This window comes from uncultured Gemella sp. (assembly GCF_963525875.1).
Classification (GTDB): Bacteria; Bacillota; Bacilli; order Staphylococcales; family Gemellaceae; genus Gemella.
The window spans coordinates 23,587-41,187 of the sequence record NZ_CAURMG010000015.1 but is presented as its reverse complement, the minus strand read 5'-3'; the positions used below and the strand labels follow the sequence as shown (position 1 = coordinate 41,187).

Sequence of the window (17,601 nt, the reverse complement as noted above, 5' to 3'; positions counted from 1 at the left end):
ACAATTCCAGGAACAGAGCTAGTGAACCAAGACTTCGAACCAGTGAAACCAACAGAGAAGGTTACAGTTAAAGACAAAGCCCACTTAACTCCAGAAGAGAAAAAACAAGTGGAAGACAAAGTCAAAGCACAAAACCCAGGTAAGAATGTAACGGTAGGAGACGACGGAACAGCAACAGTGACAGACCCTACAACAGGAATCAGTCATACAATTCCAGGAACAGAGCTAGTAAACCAAGACTTCGAACCAGTAATACCAACTGATAAGATTCCAGTAAAAGATCCTGCTAACTTAACACAAGAAGAACAAGAGAAGGTTAAAAAATCAGTTGAAAAATCTAATCCAGGTAAAAAAGTAACAGTAGATAAAACTGGAAAAGTTACAATAACTGATCCAAATACTAATATAAGTCATGAGATACCAGGAGAAAAATTAATAACTCTTGATCCTCCGGTATTTGAACTTCCTGAATATACAGGTCCAGTAGGAACAACAGGTGTTGATGAAAATGGAAATCTTATTGAACCTCCAATTAAGCATCAAACTGAACTTATCATTACTAAATGGGTTGATGAAAAAGGTAATGAGCTAAAACCAGCAGATACTAAAACTCCAAAAATTTTAGGTGAATCTAATGGAGCATTTGAAGCAGGTGAAATTGAAGGTTATATGTTTGTAAGAACAGAAACTAAAGGTGATGTTGTAACTCACATCTTTAGAAAAGTTACAGCAACTAAACCACAAGGAATTTCAACATTACCAGAAGTTAATGAAAACATTAAACAAACATCAACTGGTAAAGTTGAAAAATCTACAAAACGATTAGCAAATACAGGTGAAGCTGAAACTAATACAGGAATGGCTGGCTTAGGATTAGCTGTATTAGGAAGCCTACTTGCAGTTGCTAAGAGACGTAGAGAAGATGAAGAATAATCATCAAAAATAAATCATTATCATTATCTATTTAGATAATTGAGAAATCAAGAAATCCAAGAGTGAATCAAAAGGTTCATTTCTTGGATTTTTGGTTTTGGTTAGGATTGTGGAAATAATGCCCTAAAAATGCTATAATTTTTGTAGGGAAAGTAAGCAAAAAGGAAGTAAGTATGAGAGATTTTTTCGTATACTGTAAAAGTCATGGTTAAAGGAGAGCTTATTATTTTGAAAAATGGAGATTATGTTACTTTTATAGTCAATAAAGATAGAAGTTCAAAACAGCAAAGGTGTTATTAATGAGAATACTGGTAAATAAAGGTGGTGAAGAAGTAAATGATGATAGATGAAATAAAGAAGTTAATTCAAAATGGAGAGAAGATAGATGTTGAGTTTAAAGAATCTAAAAATGCTTTAACTAAGGATGTCTTTGATACAGTATGTTCTTTCAACAATAGAAATGGTGGACATATTTTACTTGGTGTAAATGATAAAAGTGAGATCGTTGGTATTAGTGAAGATAAAGTTGATAAAGTGATCAAGGAATTTACTACGGCAATAAATAATCCGCAAAAGATGAATCCGCCGCTTTATTTGGTTCCTGAAGTTTTTGACATAGATGAAAAAAAAGTAATTTATATCAGAGTACCGGAAGGATATCGAGTATGCAGGCATAATGGAAGAATTTGGGATAGGGCATATGAGGGAGACATCAATATAACAGACCATTCTGAACGTGTTTTCAAATTATACGCAAGGAAGCTACTTTGTTAATAAAGTATATCCGAATCTTGATATTGATTTTCTTGATGATTCTGTAATTGATAAGGTTAGGAAAATGGCTGTAGTAAGAAATAGGAATCATGTTTGGAAAAATATGAATAATGAGGAACTTCTCAGAAGTGCAAATTTGATTTTGACCGATCTAGAAACTAAATGTGAGGGAATCACATTAGCAGCTATTTTGTTATTTGGAAAAGATAATTCTATTATGTCTGTCCTTCCGCAACACAAAACAGATGCAATATTCAGAGTTGAAAATAAGGATAGATATGACGATAGAGATGTTGTTATAACAAACCTTATTGATAGCTATGATAGACTTATAGAGTTTGGACAAAAACACTTGAATGATTTGTTTGTATTGGACGGAATTGTAAATATTAGTGCGAGAGATAGAATACTTCGAGAGATAGTTTCTAATACATTAGCTCATAGAGATTATTCAAGTGGGTATCCTGCAAAGATGATTATTGATGATGAGAAAATTATTATTGAAAATAGCAACTTTATTCATGGTATGGGAGTATTAGATTTGCAGAAATTTGAGCCGTTTCTTAAGAATCCGGCTATATCGAAGGTGTTTAGAGAAATAGGTCTTGCTGATGAATTAGGTTCAGGAATGAGAAATACTTACAAATATACACAGCTTTATTCAGGGCAAAGTCCAGTGTTTGAGGAAGGAGATGTATTCAAAACAATTATTCCTCTTAAAAAGATAGTAACGCAGAAAGTCGGAGGTAATAATATTATTCGAAGCATTTCTCAGAATGACGCTCATGGTGTCGCTCAAGATGTCGTTCAGAGTGTTGTTAAGGATACCACTCAGGCAGTTGCTCATAGTGTCGCTCGCGGTGTTGTTAAGGATGACGCTCAGAATGACGCTCAGAATTATACTCATGGTGTTTCTCAAGATGCCGTTCAGTGTGATGCTCATAGTGTCTCACCTCTCAGGAAATTGCTCAGGGAGTCGTTTGTGATAAGGTAGTTCTCATAGAGTTTATCAAAGAAAAAATAAGAAGCAATGATAAGATTACAAGAAAAGTCATTGCCGAAGAAGCTGGAGTTAGTGTAAAGACTATTGAAAGGGCTATAAAAGAAATAGATATCCTTAAGTATGTAGGTAGAGGACGTAATGGTCGCTGGGAACTTAATGAGTAAAAGTAAGTTGAAATATAAAGAATTTAAAGGAATTTTTCAAAAGTTCTGAATTAAAAAAAGTTTACATGAAAACTCATAGATGCAGTGATTTATTGGTATCAAAATTCGACTTGAAAAATCTTTTTAGATATTTCATTAAGGTTATTATAGGCTATAAGAGAGTGAAGATTTGAAATTATTAAATAGGTTATTAGGGTTAACATGGAAAAAAGGAATAGTAAAATATGAAGAATTAAATAGGTATTCCTTATAATTCGTGTATAACAAATTTCCCCGAAAAAATAACCGCTGTAAACACTAGTACACCAAGTGCTCATAGCGGTTTTATATTTTCTCTAAGTGATAAACTATGGAGTTATGATATATAGTTTAATTAAATGTACTAATCCCCGAAGATGTGTTATTAAAATAATTAAAAAATTAGAAAGGTAAATTTATGATGAAGTTTATGATAATAATAAAAATCAGTAAACAATTATTTCCTGAAAAATTAGACGATAAGATAAATAAAAAAATTATTTATTATTCAAAGAAAGATAATAATTACTATGATAAAGTGGAATATTCTAAAGACACAATTAAAATATCAGGGAATCGTAGTAAAATTGATGAAAGTAAAAATCTATTAGAGTCTAAGAACAGCACTTTTTACTATAGTTTAGTGAAATCTCTTTTATATGTTTACTTTAATATAGATTGTTTTGAAGTTAATAGTATTAAAGTTTTTAAAAATGGTAATAAAGTAGTAGCATATTCAGAAGATAGTATAATGCAAGTTTTTAGTGAAAAAAAATCTTTGGAAATTAACAGTGAGAAATTATTTGGTGAAAAATATATCTCCGATACAATGATGAATGCATTAATGAACTTAACAATGTCTTATAAATATAAAGATTTAAAATTTGATTATACATGGAAATGTTTTAATACTTTAATAAGAGTTATTTTTAATAAACATAAAGATTTTGACATGTTAAAAGAATTAAAAGAAGATTTAGAAGAAAATAGTAAGCTATATGAAAAAAGTATAAAATTTGCAGATGAGGTTGACTATAATTATTTAGATAAATACTTTGTTAATGGTATGATTTACAATAATATTTTAAGGCAAGGGGGGGCGAAAAGTATGATTGAATCTGTTCGTTCCTTCAATGATAAAAGAGTATTATGTATTTTTAAAAAAGTATTTGATTACCAAAAAAATAAAATGGAACCAAAAGAGTATGATAATATAAAGGGATATATTGACAGTGAAATCAAGAAAAAAAACAAAAAAAATACAGATGTTATTCGATTTATAATATTAAAATATGGGTATTATTTAAGATGTAAATTTTTTCATGGTGAACAAATTCCTGCTAATTTTTTAATTTTTAATGCTAATTTATTAGAATTAGATAGAATTACTGAACCTCTTCAATTAGTATGTGTGGATTTGCTAGAAAAAAAACTATAAGATATGTTGAATCTAAAGAATGGTACTGTACTATAATCAAGTAAATAGACATGAAAATATGAAAATTAGTTTAAAAAATTCAAGTGAAATTTGTTTTATACTGAGAAATAGATGTAGTATCCTGTGAGGGAAATGTGGCAATACCACTTTTTCCACATTAAGAACCACATCAAGAGAGGCTCAGTGTAAAATAAATTTTTAATGTTCATTAAACGTTAATTCTTTCTCGTTAGGAGTCATAAGACCTAATGAATAGTGTGGTCTTTTAAGATTGTAAAATCCCTCAATGTACTCAAATAAAGAAAGTTTTAATTTTCCTATAGAGTGATAATTTTTTCTATTGCACTTCTCTTTCTTTAGATACTTAAAGAAAGATTCACAACAAGTATTATCGGAAGGATATTCTTTTTTAGAAAGAGAGTGAACTACGTTAAATTTGCCCAAAAAATTTTTAAAATAACTCTAGAAATCATTTGATTTTCTTCAATTCTAGGAGGTACATCATTTGAGATATATTTATAGTATGTGTTTCTATTAATGTTGAATACTTTACATAAAAGTATAATATTGTGTTGAGTTCTAAGGGGGAAAATAACGTTTAATCTTTGTTTGAGTGTGGAGTGAAGATGGCAATCGCCTTTTTTAAAATTTGATTTTCTTCCTCCAATAGAGCATTTCGTTTTTGAAGTTCTTTTATTTGTTTAGCGGTAAATACATCGCTATCTTCAGTTTTAATCTCAGAATACTGTTTCACCCAGTTATTAGTGATACTCAAAGAAATACCATAGTTCTTACTTAGTTGAGTTTGAGTCTTACCATCTTGATATAGACTAACTATTGATTTTTTAAAATCTTCATCATAGATATTTTTAGTCATTTGAAATACATCCTTTCTGTGTCTATTTTATTATATTATATTGTTTATTTTTGTGTCTACTTATTTTACTATATCAATACTATGTATTATCTTGATTTAAAAAAGAAATATTTGAATAATAAAAAAATAAAATATTCGAAAATAATTTTAATATTTCACAAGAAATGAAGTTGAATAATCTAGAAATTGCTTTTTTAATTAATAATAATAGGGGATACGAATTAAAAGATTCTAATAAAAGTTCTGTAGAAAAAAATCAAGAGTTTATAGCTAGTATACCAGTGTACTCTTTTAATAATCTAAAGTTAGCATATAAGCTTATCGGATTAAAGAAAGAGGGAGAAGACTTACTAAACTTAGTTAATTGCCTTTATAATAAAATGATTGAAATTCAAGAAAAAATAGTTTCTGGGAGTTTATCTAAAAATATACTAGTAGAGACAAGAGAATTAATTTTTGAAGTAAATAAAAATATAGAAATAGTAACTCATAAAATGGCAAATAATTAAAGAATTATATATAAAACCTATTTATGATTTAGTTGTAAAAAAATATTTCGTAATGAAGAAGTAGCGTTACAGTTTGTAAAAGATATTTTTGATTTACCTGCGAAAACTGCAAAGCTTATAGAAGGAAATCAAATCTTTACTGCTAATAGTAATGTCGCGTCGGATTTTAATATAGCAGTAGATATTCTTGTTGAACTAGATAACCATGCACAGGTGATTATCGAAGTTCAACTAGCTAAGCAAGTATTTTTCGTTAATCGTATTTGGGCATATCTGTGTAAACAGGTTAATGAAAATATCGAAAAATTAAACAAAACAAAGAAGAAAAGTTGGCTATTTATAAAAAATTACCACCTGTTTATGTAGCAGCTATCGTCGATCAAAATTATTTTGATGGCGATGAAGCCATAAGTACTTTTTTAATCAAAGAAGAAACAAGAAACACCGAATTAAAAATGTATGTAGATAGTGATACTAAAGAAATGCCACTATTGAAAATAGTATTTTTGGAATTAAAAAAATATAAAGAAGGTTTGAACAACGATTATAAGAAAATTAGATGGCTAGAATTTTTCGGAAATAAACAGTACACAAGCAAGCCAGACGACGTACTTATTCAAGCTGATAATTTGTTAAATCTTAGAAATTGGAGTAAGGAGGAAAAACTTATGTATGATGAAATAACAAGGCAACAAGACCATTACTGGGCTTCATTAGCTTATGCTCAAGAAGAAGCAAGAGCAATTGGGCTTGCTGAAGGACGAGCTGAGGAGAGATTGGATATATTAATTGGTTTGTTGAAAGATGGTTATATTTCTCCAAAAGTTGCTGCTGAAAAATTGAATATAAGTATTGAAGAATTGGATAAATATTTATAATAAACTTCTATTTTTAGTAATCTCTTTCTTTATTCAAGCTGAGTATATTTTTAGCAAATTAACCAAGGGAAAGAAGCAGTATATTGAATGAGGAGATGCAGTAGTACGAGCTGAAGTAAATTATTAATGAAATAAAACCCACGGGAAAGAAATTCTCTCGTGGGTTTTTATCTTATGCAATTATTTCGTCTTCATCTGGCCTAGAGAATATTTCTCTAAGTGTTTCAGGAGAAGAGGTAGCAACAAATTTAATTGAGGTTTTTATATTTAAAAGAAATGCTTCGTCTTTATGAATTCTATTTGCAGTTAATGCACCTTGAATACTAGTAAATAACCACTCACTAATAGGGTTACAAACATCTTCTGGTAAGTTTCTGTCGAAAAGTCCATCAGCAAGAAGTAGACGCCAATTTTCAAGTATATCACTACATTTTTCTGCAATTATTGGAGAAACTTCAGCGGTTTCCATTGCTAGTAATGTAAGTGAAAATCCACTACGTTTGCAGGCTTTACCTTTTGATATAAAAAGTTCAAATACAGTTGTTAAATACTCCTCCAAAGTCCCTATTTTAGGAGAAATCGATTTAAATTCTTTTTTAACATTACTGTTGATTTTCTCGAGTGCTTCTAAATAAATTTCGTCTTTTCCTTTTGGAAAATAATAATATACGCTTCCCTTAGGGGCTTTAGCTTTTTTTATGATATCCTGAACACTTGTCAGAGAGTAGCCCTTAGTTCAAACGTTTTGGACAGTTGTTAAAATAATGTTTTCTTTAACTTTATTATTTAACGTCATGTCATTCACTCCCTTGCTTATTTGTATAATTTAATTATACAATTTTATGATGGTAAAATCAATAATCTATAACAAAAATTCTATTTTTTATTTGAATATACAAATCAAGAAATATTAATGATGATAACGTAGAACAAAGATATAGATTATTATTTAATAATAATTTAAGATGCAATAATATAAAAATTATACTATAATAACTAAATTTTTTAAATGTTGGATATTTCATTGAAAATAATCAAATATTAGTAGGGTTTTTCCTTTCAATATTTGTATTTACTCGTCTTTTATAGTAAAATATAACATGATGTTCAATAAGGAGACAGATATGTTAAAAAAGAAAATGTTTCAACTTTGTGTTGAATTGACGAATGGAAATATGAGCTCAAAAGCTCTAAAAAAACTAACAAAATCTAATTTAAGTAGATTAATGATTCAACCTTTTGCTAAGGTATATGATATTAATACTGATGAGATTTTAGATGAAATTGATGATTTTAAAAATCTTAATGAGTTTTTTATTAGGAAATTACATCCAGATGCTAGACCGATTAATCAAGAAGAGGATGCTTTAGTTAGTCCAACAGATGGAGTTATTTCAGAGATAGGTACTATCAGCAATGAAAGAACATTTGTTGTTAAAAACCAAGTTTATAATGTTCAAACCTTGGTTGGTGATAGTGAACTTGCTGATAAATATAAAGATGGAACGTATATGATAATATATCTTAGTCCTAAGAATTATCATCGTATACATTTTCCTATGAATAGCCATGTTGTAGATGCTTATAGCTTAGGAAAATATTCATATCCAGTTAACAATCTAGGGCTAGAATTAGGAGAAAATATTCTGAGCTATAATTATAGACAAGTATATAAATTAAATGGAAAAATCAATTATACTATGATACCAGTAGGAGCACAAAACGTTAACTCAATTATTCCAACATACGAGAGTATTTATGTTAAAAAAGGTGATGAGTTAGGATATTTTGAGTTTGGTTCTACAGTTGTATTATTATTTGAAAAAAATAATATTCTTCTTGAGGAAAATTTGGATAATAGAGAAATCAAGATGGGAGAGAAAATAGCGACTATTTTATAGGCTATTAGTGATAATAAATGGTATTAAAAAGATATTTTTCACCAGATGATTTTGTAGAAAAGTATGAGTTTATTGATGTTGAATATATGAATATGCACAATAAGAAGGTTATTATTTCAGATTTGGATAATACTCTTATTTCTTGGGATAGTAAAAAAGATACTAAAGAGTTAAATAAGTGGTTGAAAAAGATGAAAAAAGCTGGTTTTGATATTATTGTCGTATCAAATAATACTGAAGAGCGAGTGGAGGAATTCTGTCGTAAGTTGAATCTTCAGTATGTTGCGGGAGCAAAAAAACCTTTAACAATTGGGTTTAAGAAAGCTCTTAGAAAGCTAAATAGAAAACCAGAAGAAGCGATTATTTTAGGAGATCAGGTATTAACTGATGTTCTAGGTGCCAAAAGCTTTGGAGCTATGAGTGTATTAGTTAAACCGATATCTAAGACGGATGCTTTTAAAACTAGAATTAATAGATTTTTTGAAGCATTGATAATACATAATTTAACTAGAAGAAAAGCATTTCCTAAAATGAAAAAAGTAGGTTATAGATTAAAACATAAGAAAGAGAACAATGGAGGATATATTGAGTAATAGAGTTTATTGTATAGGTTGCGGTGTTGAGATTCAAAGTGAGGACCAAAACAAACAAGGGTACTTACCAAAAAGTGTTGTAGAAAAAAGTATTGATGGCAATTTAGTTTGTAAAAGATGTTTCCGACTGAAAAATTATAATGAGGTATCGGATGTTCAACTAGGTGCTGAGGATTTCTATCAACTTATTAAAACATTGTCAAAAAAAGACGCGTTAATAGTTAAGGTTGTTGATATATTCGATTTTTCTGGAAGTTGGATTGAGGGTGTTGTCGACATTGTAGGAAATAACAAGGATATTGTGCTAGTGGCTAATAAGTTAGATTTATTACCTAAGTCTGTTAAGCAAAATAAAGTTAAACAATGGTTATTTAAAATGTTAAAAGCTAAGGGTATTAAGGTAAAAGATATTCTTTTAATTAGTGCTATTAAAAATCAAGGTGTTGAAGAGGCGGCAGGACGTATAGATGAGCTTCGCAATGGTAAGGATGTATATATTGTAGGAGCAACAAATGTTGGTAAATCTACATTTATTAATAAACTTATCGAACTTACAACTGGGGACAAGAATGTTATTACAACTTCTCATTTTCCTGGAACAACACTAGGAATGATAGAAATTCCCTTAGATAGATCTACTAGTATTTATGATACACCGGGTATTATATTAGATTATGATATTGCACATTATTTAGATGCTCAAAGTTTGAAATTAGTAATGCCTAAAAAAGAAATTAAAGCACGTGTATTCCAGTTAAATGCTGAACAAAGTTTATTTTTTGGTGGAATGGCAAGGATGGATTTCGTGGAAGGTGAACGTCAAAGTTTCACACTTTATGCTTCAAATTTGGTTGAAATACATCGTACAAAACTTAGCAATGCAGATCAACTGTTTGAAAAACACTTAGGAACACTATTGAAACCACCTTTTGAGGATAATATTTCTATATTCAATAATCAAGTTAAGAAAAGTTTCACAATTGATAGTAGAAAGATGGATATTGTAATTTCAGGATTAGGTTGGATTACTGTTAATAGTGATAGTGGATGCAAGATAGATATTCATGTACCAGAGGAAATCGAAGTATTTGTTCGTGAATCGATAATATAGTAAAAGAAAAGAGGATAAGATGTTAAAAGGAAAACAAAAAAGACAACTAAGAGCATTAGCACATCATTTATCGCCAATCTTCCAAGTAGGAAAATCAGGTGTAAATAGTGATATGATTCAAGGGATTAGAGATGCGTTAGAAAAACGTGAATTATTAAAAGTAAGTATTCTACAAAATTGTGAAGAGGATAAAGATGAAGTAGCAAAAATTTTATCAGAGCGTACTTCTTCTGAATTAGTTCAAGTAATTGGACATACAATTGTTTTATATAAACAAAGTTCTAAAGAAAAGTATAGAAAAATTGAGTTGGTGAAGTAATATGTCGATTGCACTTTATGGTGGTAGTTTTGATCCAATACATATAGGGCATCTAATCACCGCTGAAACTGCACTAGAAACTTATAATTTAGAGAGAGTTATTTTTATTCCTTCGTATATTACTCCGTTAAAGGATCGCAAACTCGAAGCTAGCGATAAAAATAGATTTGAAATGACAAAACTAAGTACTAAAGATAATATGAAGTTTGAAGTTAGTGACTTTGAAATTTCGAATGAGGGAGTTAGTTATAGCTATAATACCGTTAAATATTTTAGTGAATTATATAAAAATGAAAAAATTTATTTTATTATAGGGACAGATAGAGCGAAAGATTTAAAAAAATGGTATAATATAGAAGAACTATCAAAACTAGTAACTTTTGTTTTTGTAGCTAGAGATGAAGAAGATTTATATAAGGTAGTAGATGGAGATGTATTTTATAAATCCATAAGTTATGAGATTATGAAATCACCGATAATTGAGATAAGTTCTAGTTTTATTAGAGATAAAATAAAAAATAAGAATAGTATTAAATATATGATAACAGATGAATGTAGGTCATATATAGAGGAGTTGGGTTTATATGGAATTTCAAGAGATTCAAAATAAAGTAAAAGAGTTATTACCAGAAAAAAGATATGAGCATACCTTAAGGGTAGTCGAAGTGGCTAAAAATTTAGCAAAAATTCACGGAGCTAATGTAGATAGAGCAGCGTTGGCAGCCTTATTACATGATGTTTGTAAACCTATGGATGAGGTACTGATGAAAAAGTATGTGATTTTACATAATTTAGATGTAAACTTACTAGATTATCCAGTAGAGGTACTTCATGGTCCTGTAGCAAGTGCATATATTGAGGAAAAGTTTGGTATTGAAGATGAAGAGGTTAAACTTGCTGTTGCCAACCATACATTTGGCAGAAAATATATGACTTTATTAGAAAAAATTATCTTTATCGCAGATTACACAGATCCACAAAGAAAGCACCCTCATTTAACAGAGGTGACAGAAGTATCTCAATATGACTTAGATGAAGCGGTGAGGCTTGCTGCGAAGAATACATTGGTATATTTAATAGATAATGATGAAAGAATTTATCCTTCGCTATTAGAATGTTATAACTATTATAATATTAAAAATTATCGTGTAGGATTTAAAGAAAAAAATAAAGATAAAATCTTAACAGATGAAAAAACAATTACTATTAGAAATAAGAGTGAGGCACACTTTAAAAAGGGTGATTTATTAGAAGCTACAACTTATGAAGATCCTGATACAGTGTTTGCTACATTAGAAGTTGATCTAGTTAAACCTGTAACAAGAGATACTTTAACAGAGCGTTACGCAAAATATTATGGTGTTACTCTAGATCAATTAATCGATAAACTAGCAAAAAGATACCCAGAAGATGATGTACTATATGTGGTAATGTTCCATATTATAAAGAAATAAAATAAAGAAAGAGGATGAAAATGGAAGTAGAAAACTTATTAAAAGTTGTTGTAGATGCATGTGATGATAAGCATGGTTATGATATTGTTGCTTATGATTTAACTCAAGCAGGAGTATTATATGACTATTCTGTAATTTGTCATGCACCTACAAACAGACAAGTAGAAGCAATTGCACAAGAAGTTAGAGAACAAGTATTAGAAAATGGTGGAGAAATTCATAGCACAGAAGGTCTAAGAGAAGCTAAATGGATTCTAATGGATTTAGGAGATGTTGTAGTAAATATTATGACACGCGATGATAGAGAGTACTATGAGTTAGATGCACTATTCGAAAAATATCCTATAAAAGGTGTATAATATGTACGAAAATTTAAGTATTGTTTATGATAAACTAATGGATGTCGATTACGATGCTTATAAAAATATTATTGATCAAGAATTAGAAGGTAGAGAAAATCTTCTAGTTCTTGATTTAGGTTGCGGTAGTGGAACAATGCTGCCAACGCTGAAAAAATATGGAGAAGTATTCGCAGTAGACAATAGCGAACAAATGTTAGCGATAGCTAGTGAAAAAGTTCCTGGTTGTAATTATTTTTCGATGGATTTATTAGAAATCTCTTCGTTAAATATGGAGTTTGATTTTATATTAAGTGCATTTGATGTTTTTAATTATTTATCAGACTTTGAAGAGTTTAAACTAGGATTAAAAGAAGTATATTCATCTTTAAAAGAAGGTGGGAAATTTGTTTTTGATATACATACGCCCAAAAAAGTCAAAGATATGTTAGAAAAACAAGTTTTTGGCTATGAAGATGAAGAAATTAGTTATTTATGGTTTACATATGAGACAGAGAATGAATTGGAAGTTGAGAGTGAACTATCGTTCTTTATCAAAGAAAACAATGGTTTATATAAAAAGCTTGAGCAGTTTCATTCTCAAAGAACATATGTAATTGAAGAAGTTTTAAAAGAGATAAATAGTATCGGTTTTAAAGTTAAAGATTATTTCTGTGATTTTGAGAAAAATAATAAAAATTATGCTGAATCAGATAGAATAATTTTTGTTTTGGAGAAGTAAACTATTAAGAAGAATTATTGTAGAATTGTATATTCTAAAGTATGAGATAGTCTCTAGAATATGTGAATGACCGAGATATGAATGCAGAAAATCTTATTAAGTATGTGAGATAAACATATCAAAACATAATTAAAACAGTTATTAGGCATCCAATTAAGAAAAGTCTTAAATGATTGTTCAAAAGTCATAAGTTTTTTAGAAAAACATATGGGCTGACCTAAAAGTTCTAAATTTTAACAAAGTTCATATGAGAACACATAGACGCAGTGGTTTATTGATATCTAAATTAGATTTATAAAAGTCTTTTAAATATTTAATAAACTTAGTGGAGATGATTCGATATAATCGGTTTCTCTGAAATCTCGATTTTTGAGTCACTCTCTAGATGTAGTAGTTTATTGATACCTAAATTTGCTTTATAAAAGTCTTTTAAATATTTAATAAACTTAGTGGAGACGATTCGATATAATCAATTTCTCTGAAATCTTGATTTTTGAGTCACTCTCTTTTTATGAATTGACATTATAACGTGAAAATAGTATTATAGTTACAGATGTAACTGATAAAAAAGGATGATTTTAAATGGAGATTAATATTTCAGAAGCCGAGTGGGAAGTAATGAGAGTTATCTGGAGTAATCAAGAAACTACCAGCAAGTTTGTAATTGATACTCTAAGTGAAGAAAAGTCATGGACGGCATCAACGATTAAGACATTGTTGTCAAGACTTGTAGAAAAAGGATTCATATCTACAAAAAAAATAGGGAATAAATTTTTGTATTCACCAAACTGTATTGAAGATGAATGTCTGGATATTTTAACGCAAAACTTTTTAGACAGAATATGTGAGAGAAGAACACATATTATAGTAAAAAATATAATCGCAACTGATAATTTAAGTAAGAGTAATATTGATGAAATTATTGAATTATTGCAAGAAAAAAGAAAGACTGCAGAAGAGGTTATTACTTGTAAGTGTCTGAAAGGGCAATGTAGCTGTGCTGCAAAACACGGGTAAAAAGGGGATAATCAATGGAAAATGAAAATAAAAAAATACTTATAACAGGAGCTTCAAGTGGATTGGGGCGTGAGATAGCTCATCAATTTGCTCAAAAAGGAAATGTTGAATTGATTTTAGTTGCTCGTAGAAAAGAGGCTTTAGAAAAAGTAGCCAAGAAATGTGAAACTTTTGATAATGTAAAAACTAGAGTATTTAGCGTGGACATTGGTTCACAAGATCAAGTTGACCAATTATTATTAACTATTACTGATATTGATATTCTTATTAATGGCGCTGGATATGGTATAATGAAGGATTTTAGTGAATTTTGTGATGCGGATGTGGTAAATATGTTTGATACTAATGTTATAGGAACAATACAGTTGACTACAGAAATAGCTAAAAGAATGAGAGAAAGAAAGAATGGGACTATAGTTACAATTGCATCTATAGCCGGGAAAATCGCTACTCCTAAAAGTTCTGTTTATTCAGCGACGAAGTTTGCTTTAATAGGGTACTTCAATGCGTTAAGATTAGAACTTAAAAAGGATAATGTGCATGTAATGACGGTTAATCCTGGTCCAGTGGCAACGAATTTTTTCAATATTGCTGATGAAGATAAGAGTTATCAAAAATCATTAGGTGGAAAGACATTAACTCCAAAATTAGTAGTTGGAAAAATTATTAAAGGAATAGATACGAAAAAACGCGAAGTTAATTTACCATTTAAACTAGTTTTAGCGGTAAAAATTAGTCAATTTTTCCCTAGATTAAGTGATAGAATGCTGTTAAATATGTTTAAATAATTACAAATAAAGAATCAGGATTATCCAAAAGTCCTGAATTATAAAATGTTTATATGAGAACTCATAGAAGCGCTGATTTATTAATATTTGAATTTATCTTATATATACTTTCAGATGTTTAATGAATTTTGGTGGGAGTAACTCGATAAAATAGATTTTTTGAAATCAAGATTTTGTCGAGTTACTTCCATTTTTTGTTTACATTATATATAAAGAAATATAAATCTTCTCTAAATAGTACGTTTTTTAATCGATATCATAAAAAAATATTTAAATTTAAGTTGAAAAAATCGTACGTTTATGATATTATGTAAATTATAATTAATTTAATTGAAAGTGAGAAAAAAATTTATTATGAAGAAAAAAATTTATACACTAGCATCAGCTACGATAGTAGGATTAGCAATTGCAACTTCAGGAGGAGCTGCTTTAGCAAATTCAGATGAGACAACTACAACTCCATCTTCAGCTACTGCACCAAAGGAAACAGCTGAAAAAGATTTAGTATTAGTTCATACCAATGATGTTCATGGACGTATTGTTGAAGAAACTGGACGTGATAAGAATACATCAGTTGTTGGGGATGCTAAGTTAGCAACTGTAATTGAGAATGAACGTGCTAAAAGAGATCAAACAACAGTAGTTCTAGATGCCGGGGATGCATTCCAAGGATTACCTATTTCTAACTCAACAAAAGGGGAAGCTCGTGCAGAAATTTTAAATAAAATAAATTACGATGCCATGGCTGTAGGAAATCATGAATTCGACTTCGGTTTAGATGAGGCAAAAAAATATAAACAAATACTCAAGTTTCCACTATTGAGCTCGAATACCTATGTGAATGGAGCACGATTATTTGAAGCTTCTACAATTATCGATAAAGATAAAAATGTTAAAGGTGATGAGGTTGTTGTTATTGGGGTAACAACACCAGAAACTGCGACAAAAACACACCCTAAAAATGTTCAAGGTGTAATATTTAAAGATCCTATTCCAGAAGTACTGAATGTAGTTAAAGAAATTCAAGCAAAAGCAAAAGCTACTGGTGATGATTATAAAACTTATGTTGTTCTAGCTCACCTAGGTGTAGATACTACAACTCCAGATGCATGGAGAGGTTCTACTCTTGCTGACGAATTATCTAAAAGTCCTCTTCTAAAAGGAAAACGTGTAGTAGTAATTGATGGTCACTCGCATACAGTAGAATCAAAAACATATGGAGACAATGTTACTTATAACCAAACTGGAAGTTATTTAAACAATATTGGTAAAGTTACATTAAAACCAAATAGTTTATTAGGAACTCCAAGTTTAATTAAAGCTTCAGAAACTACTAATGTAACTCCGAATGCTGAAGTTAAAAAGTTAGTTGATGAAATTAAAGCGAAATATGATGCAGAAAATGCTGTTGTAGTGGTTAAAAACAGCCCGGTTGAATTAAGTGGTACTCGTGAAAATGTTCGTGTACGTGAAACAAACTTAGGTAATGTAGTAGCGGATTCACTTTACGAATATGGACAAACTGGATTCCAAAATAAAACAGATATCGCAGTAACAAACGGTGGTGGTTTAAGAGAGACTATTGCAAAAGATAAACCTATCACAAAAGGTAGTGTAATAGCTGTTCTTCCATTCGGTAACACTATTTCTCAAATAAAAGTATCTGGTAAAAATGTCTTAGAAATGTTTGAAAAATCTCTAGGATCAATTTTACAAGTTGATAAAGCTGGGAAAACTGTCTTAGATGAAAATGGACAACCATTATTAGAGCCAAGCGGAGGTTTCTTGCATGTATCAGGAGCGAAAGTTTACTACGATACAAACTTACCAGCAGGGAAACGTGTATTACGTGTAGAAGTTAAGAATCATGATACAGGGTCATACGATAAATTAGACTTAAATAGAACATATTACTTAACTACAAATGACTTCTTAGCAGCAGGTGGTGATGGATACACAATGCTTGGTGGAGAACGCCAAGAAGGACCATCTATGGATGAAGCATTCAAAAATTATTTAGAAAAAGCAGATTTAACTAAATACGCAGTAGTGAATCCAAACTCACGTACGATTTCTATCGATTCAAAAACATATAAGTTTAAAGAAGAAAAAGTAGAAGAACCAAAACAAGTTATTCCAACAGTAGAAGAAGTAGATGTTACTTCTCAAAATGCTGAAGAAGCTGCAATCTTAGAAAAAACGGAATTAGTAGTTACGCGTTTTGTTGATGAAAATGGTAATGAAGTATCTTCAACAGAAGTGGGAGAACTTACTGCAAAAGTTATTAAAGGATTTGATACAGTAACTACAACTAAAAAAGATGGAATTGTTACACATGTTTATACATCACAAACTCCAAATGGTAAGAAAGAAGTTGAAAGATCAATTTTTATTTCTAGAAGTTCAGAAGAAATAAGAAATGTAACTGCAGCTTTAGAAAAACAAAATAATAGTGTAGTTAGTAATACTAAGTTACCAAATACAGGATTAAACTCAGTAACAACGGCTTCGTTAGGTGTGATTGGATTATTAGTATCACTGATTCTAAGAAGAAAAAATAATTAATAAATAATAATGAATATACTAGTCTTATGGGTAATAGAATAAGGCTAGTATTTTTTAATAAAAAATAACTTCTCCTAAATATTATACAAATTTTAAAAATAATATATTAAAAATCTATATCAGAAAAAAATATGAAATAATAATATTTTTAAAGAGTTTTTCGTATTGATAATAAATAC

General features: G+C 29.6%; 17 protein-coding genes and 3 pseudogenes. 17 read left to right on the top strand and 3 right to left on the bottom strand.

Annotation, left to right across the window (positions count from 1 at the left end; translation table 11 throughout):
* The 3 genes and pseudogenes from RWQ73_RS04315 to RWQ73_RS04300 form a co-directional block, all read left to right on the top strand.
* Nucleotides 1–933 (top strand): LPXTG cell wall anchor domain-containing protein (locus RWQ73_RS04315; RefSeq protein WP_314406831.1); only part of this gene is annotated, 933 nt, incomplete at its 5' end.
* 336 nt (nt 934–1,269) lie between these two features.
* A pseudogene (locus RWQ73_RS07990) lies at nt 1,270–2,874 on the top strand (RNA-binding domain-containing protein).
* Nucleotides 2,875–3,322: 448 nt separating this feature from the next.
* Nucleotides 3,323–4,330 (top strand): hypothetical protein, encoded by a 1,008-nt coding sequence (locus RWQ73_RS04300; RefSeq protein ID WP_314406828.1) that lies wholly within the window; start codon nt 3,323–3,325, stop codon nt 4,328–4,330.
* A 198-nt stretch (nt 4,331–4,528) separates the two neighbouring features.
* On the opposite strand, the pseudogene RWQ73_RS04295 reads toward RWQ73_RS04300, so the two are convergent.
* Nucleotides 4,529–5,207: pseudogene (locus RWQ73_RS04295) on the bottom strand (integrase core domain-containing protein).
* Nucleotides 5,208–5,377: 170 nt separating this feature from the next.
* Between RWQ73_RS04295 and RWQ73_RS04290 the strand changes: the two are divergent.
* The 3 genes from RWQ73_RS04290 to RWQ73_RS04285 are packed head-to-tail and all read left to right on the top strand — an operon-like array spanning nt 5,378 to nt 6,594.
* Nucleotides 5,378–5,716: a hypothetical protein gene (locus RWQ73_RS04290; protein WP_314406827.1), complete on the top strand. Its 339-nt coding sequence runs from the start codon at nt 5,378–5,380 to the stop codon at nt 5,714–5,716.
* Nucleotides 5,717–5,758: 42 nt separating this feature from the next.
* Entirely contained in the window at nt 5,759–6,082 is a 324-nt protein-coding gene (locus RWQ73_RS07985; RefSeq protein ID WP_399541047.1) for a PD-(D/E)XK nuclease family transposase, read from the top strand.
* Entirely contained in the window at nt 6,046–6,594 is a 549-nt protein-coding gene (locus RWQ73_RS04285; protein ID WP_314406826.1) for a hypothetical protein, read from the top strand. Before RWQ73_RS07985 ends, RWQ73_RS04285 begins: the two co-directional genes overlap by 37 nt.
* Nucleotides 6,595–6,766: 172 nt before the next feature.
* Here RWQ73_RS04285 and RWQ73_RS04280 read toward each other — a convergent pair whose 3' ends face one another.
* Nucleotides 6,767–7,153, bottom strand: a complete 387-nt coding sequence (locus RWQ73_RS04280; RefSeq protein WP_314406825.1) for a hdig domain-containing protein — start codon at nt 7,151–7,153, stop codon at nt 6,767–6,769.
* 75 nt (nt 7,154–7,228) lie between these two features.
* Nucleotides 7,229–7,315, bottom strand: a pseudogene (locus RWQ73_RS07980) (TetR family transcriptional regulator); the annotation flags it as partial.
* 403 nt (nt 7,316–7,718) lie between these two features.
* On the opposite strand from RWQ73_RS07980, the gene RWQ73_RS04275 reads away from it, so the two are divergent.
* The 11 genes from RWQ73_RS04275 (at nt 7,719) to nt5e (ending at nt 17,422) form a co-directional block, all read left to right on the top strand.
* On the top strand, nt 7,719–8,495 hold the full coding sequence (locus tag RWQ73_RS04275) for a phosphatidylserine decarboxylase (protein ID WP_314406824.1): 777 nt from the start codon (nt 7,719–7,721) through the stop codon (nt 8,493–8,495).
* Nucleotides 8,496–8,512: 17 nt separating this feature from the next.
* Nucleotides 8,513–9,088: a YqeG family HAD IIIA-type phosphatase gene (locus tag RWQ73_RS04270; protein WP_314406823.1), complete on the top strand. Its 576-nt coding sequence runs from the start codon at nt 8,513–8,515 to the stop codon at nt 9,086–9,088.
* Nucleotides 9,081–10,199, top strand: coding sequence for a ribosome biogenesis GTPase YqeH (yqeH, locus tag RWQ73_RS04265; RefSeq protein ID WP_314406822.1), 1,119 nt, complete (start codon nt 9,081–9,083; stop codon nt 10,197–10,199). Before RWQ73_RS04270 ends, yqeH begins: the two co-directional genes overlap by 8 nt.
* Nucleotides 10,200–10,218: 19 nt before the next feature.
* Nucleotides 10,219–10,518, top strand: coding sequence for a ribosome assembly RNA-binding protein YhbY (gene yhbY, locus RWQ73_RS04260; RefSeq protein ID WP_003147122.1), 300 nt, complete (start codon nt 10,219–10,221; stop codon nt 10,516–10,518).
* 1 nt (nt 10,519) lies between these two features.
* Entirely contained in the window at nt 10,520–11,128 is a 609-nt protein-coding gene (gene nadD, locus RWQ73_RS04255; RefSeq protein ID WP_314085338.1) for a nicotinate (nicotinamide) nucleotide adenylyltransferase, read from the top strand.
* Nucleotides 11,103–11,972 carry a bis(5'-nucleosyl)-tetraphosphatase (symmetrical) YqeK gene (yqeK, locus tag RWQ73_RS04250; protein WP_314406821.1) on the top strand — a complete coding sequence of 290 codons (870 nt, stop codon included), beginning with the start codon at nt 11,103–11,105 and terminating at the stop codon, nt 11,970–11,972. Before nadD ends, yqeK begins: the two co-directional genes overlap by 26 nt.
* A 20-nt stretch (nt 11,973–11,992) precedes the next feature.
* Nucleotides 11,993–12,331 carry a ribosome silencing factor gene (gene rsfS / locus RWQ73_RS04245; protein ID WP_004264102.1) on the top strand — a complete coding sequence of 113 codons (339 nt, stop codon included), beginning with the start codon at nt 11,993–11,995 and terminating at the stop codon, nt 12,329–12,331.
* A 1-nt stretch (nt 12,332) separates the two neighbouring features.
* Nucleotides 12,333–13,052, top strand: coding sequence for a class I SAM-dependent methyltransferase (locus RWQ73_RS04240; protein WP_314406820.1), 720 nt, complete (start codon nt 12,333–12,335; stop codon nt 13,050–13,052).
* A 582-nt stretch (nt 13,053–13,634) separates the two neighbouring features.
* Nucleotides 13,635–14,069 (top strand): CopY/TcrY family copper transport repressor, encoded by a 435-nt coding sequence (locus RWQ73_RS04235; protein ID WP_314406819.1) that lies wholly within the window; start codon nt 13,635–13,637, stop codon nt 14,067–14,069.
* A 14-nt stretch (nt 14,070–14,083) separates the two neighbouring features.
* Nucleotides 14,084–14,857 (top strand): SDR family oxidoreductase, encoded by a 774-nt coding sequence (locus tag RWQ73_RS04230; RefSeq protein ID WP_314406818.1) that lies wholly within the window; start codon nt 14,084–14,086, stop codon nt 14,855–14,857.
* 354 nt (nt 14,858–15,211) lie between these two features.
* The gene (gene nt5e, locus RWQ73_RS04225) at nt 15,212–17,422 is read left to right on the top strand and encodes a cell surface ecto-5'-nucleotidase Nt5e (protein ID WP_314406817.1); all 2,211 of its coding nucleotides are present in this window, start codon (nt 15,212–15,214) and stop codon (nt 17,420–17,422) included.
* The last annotated feature ends 179 nt before the right edge of the window (nt 17,423–17,601 follow it).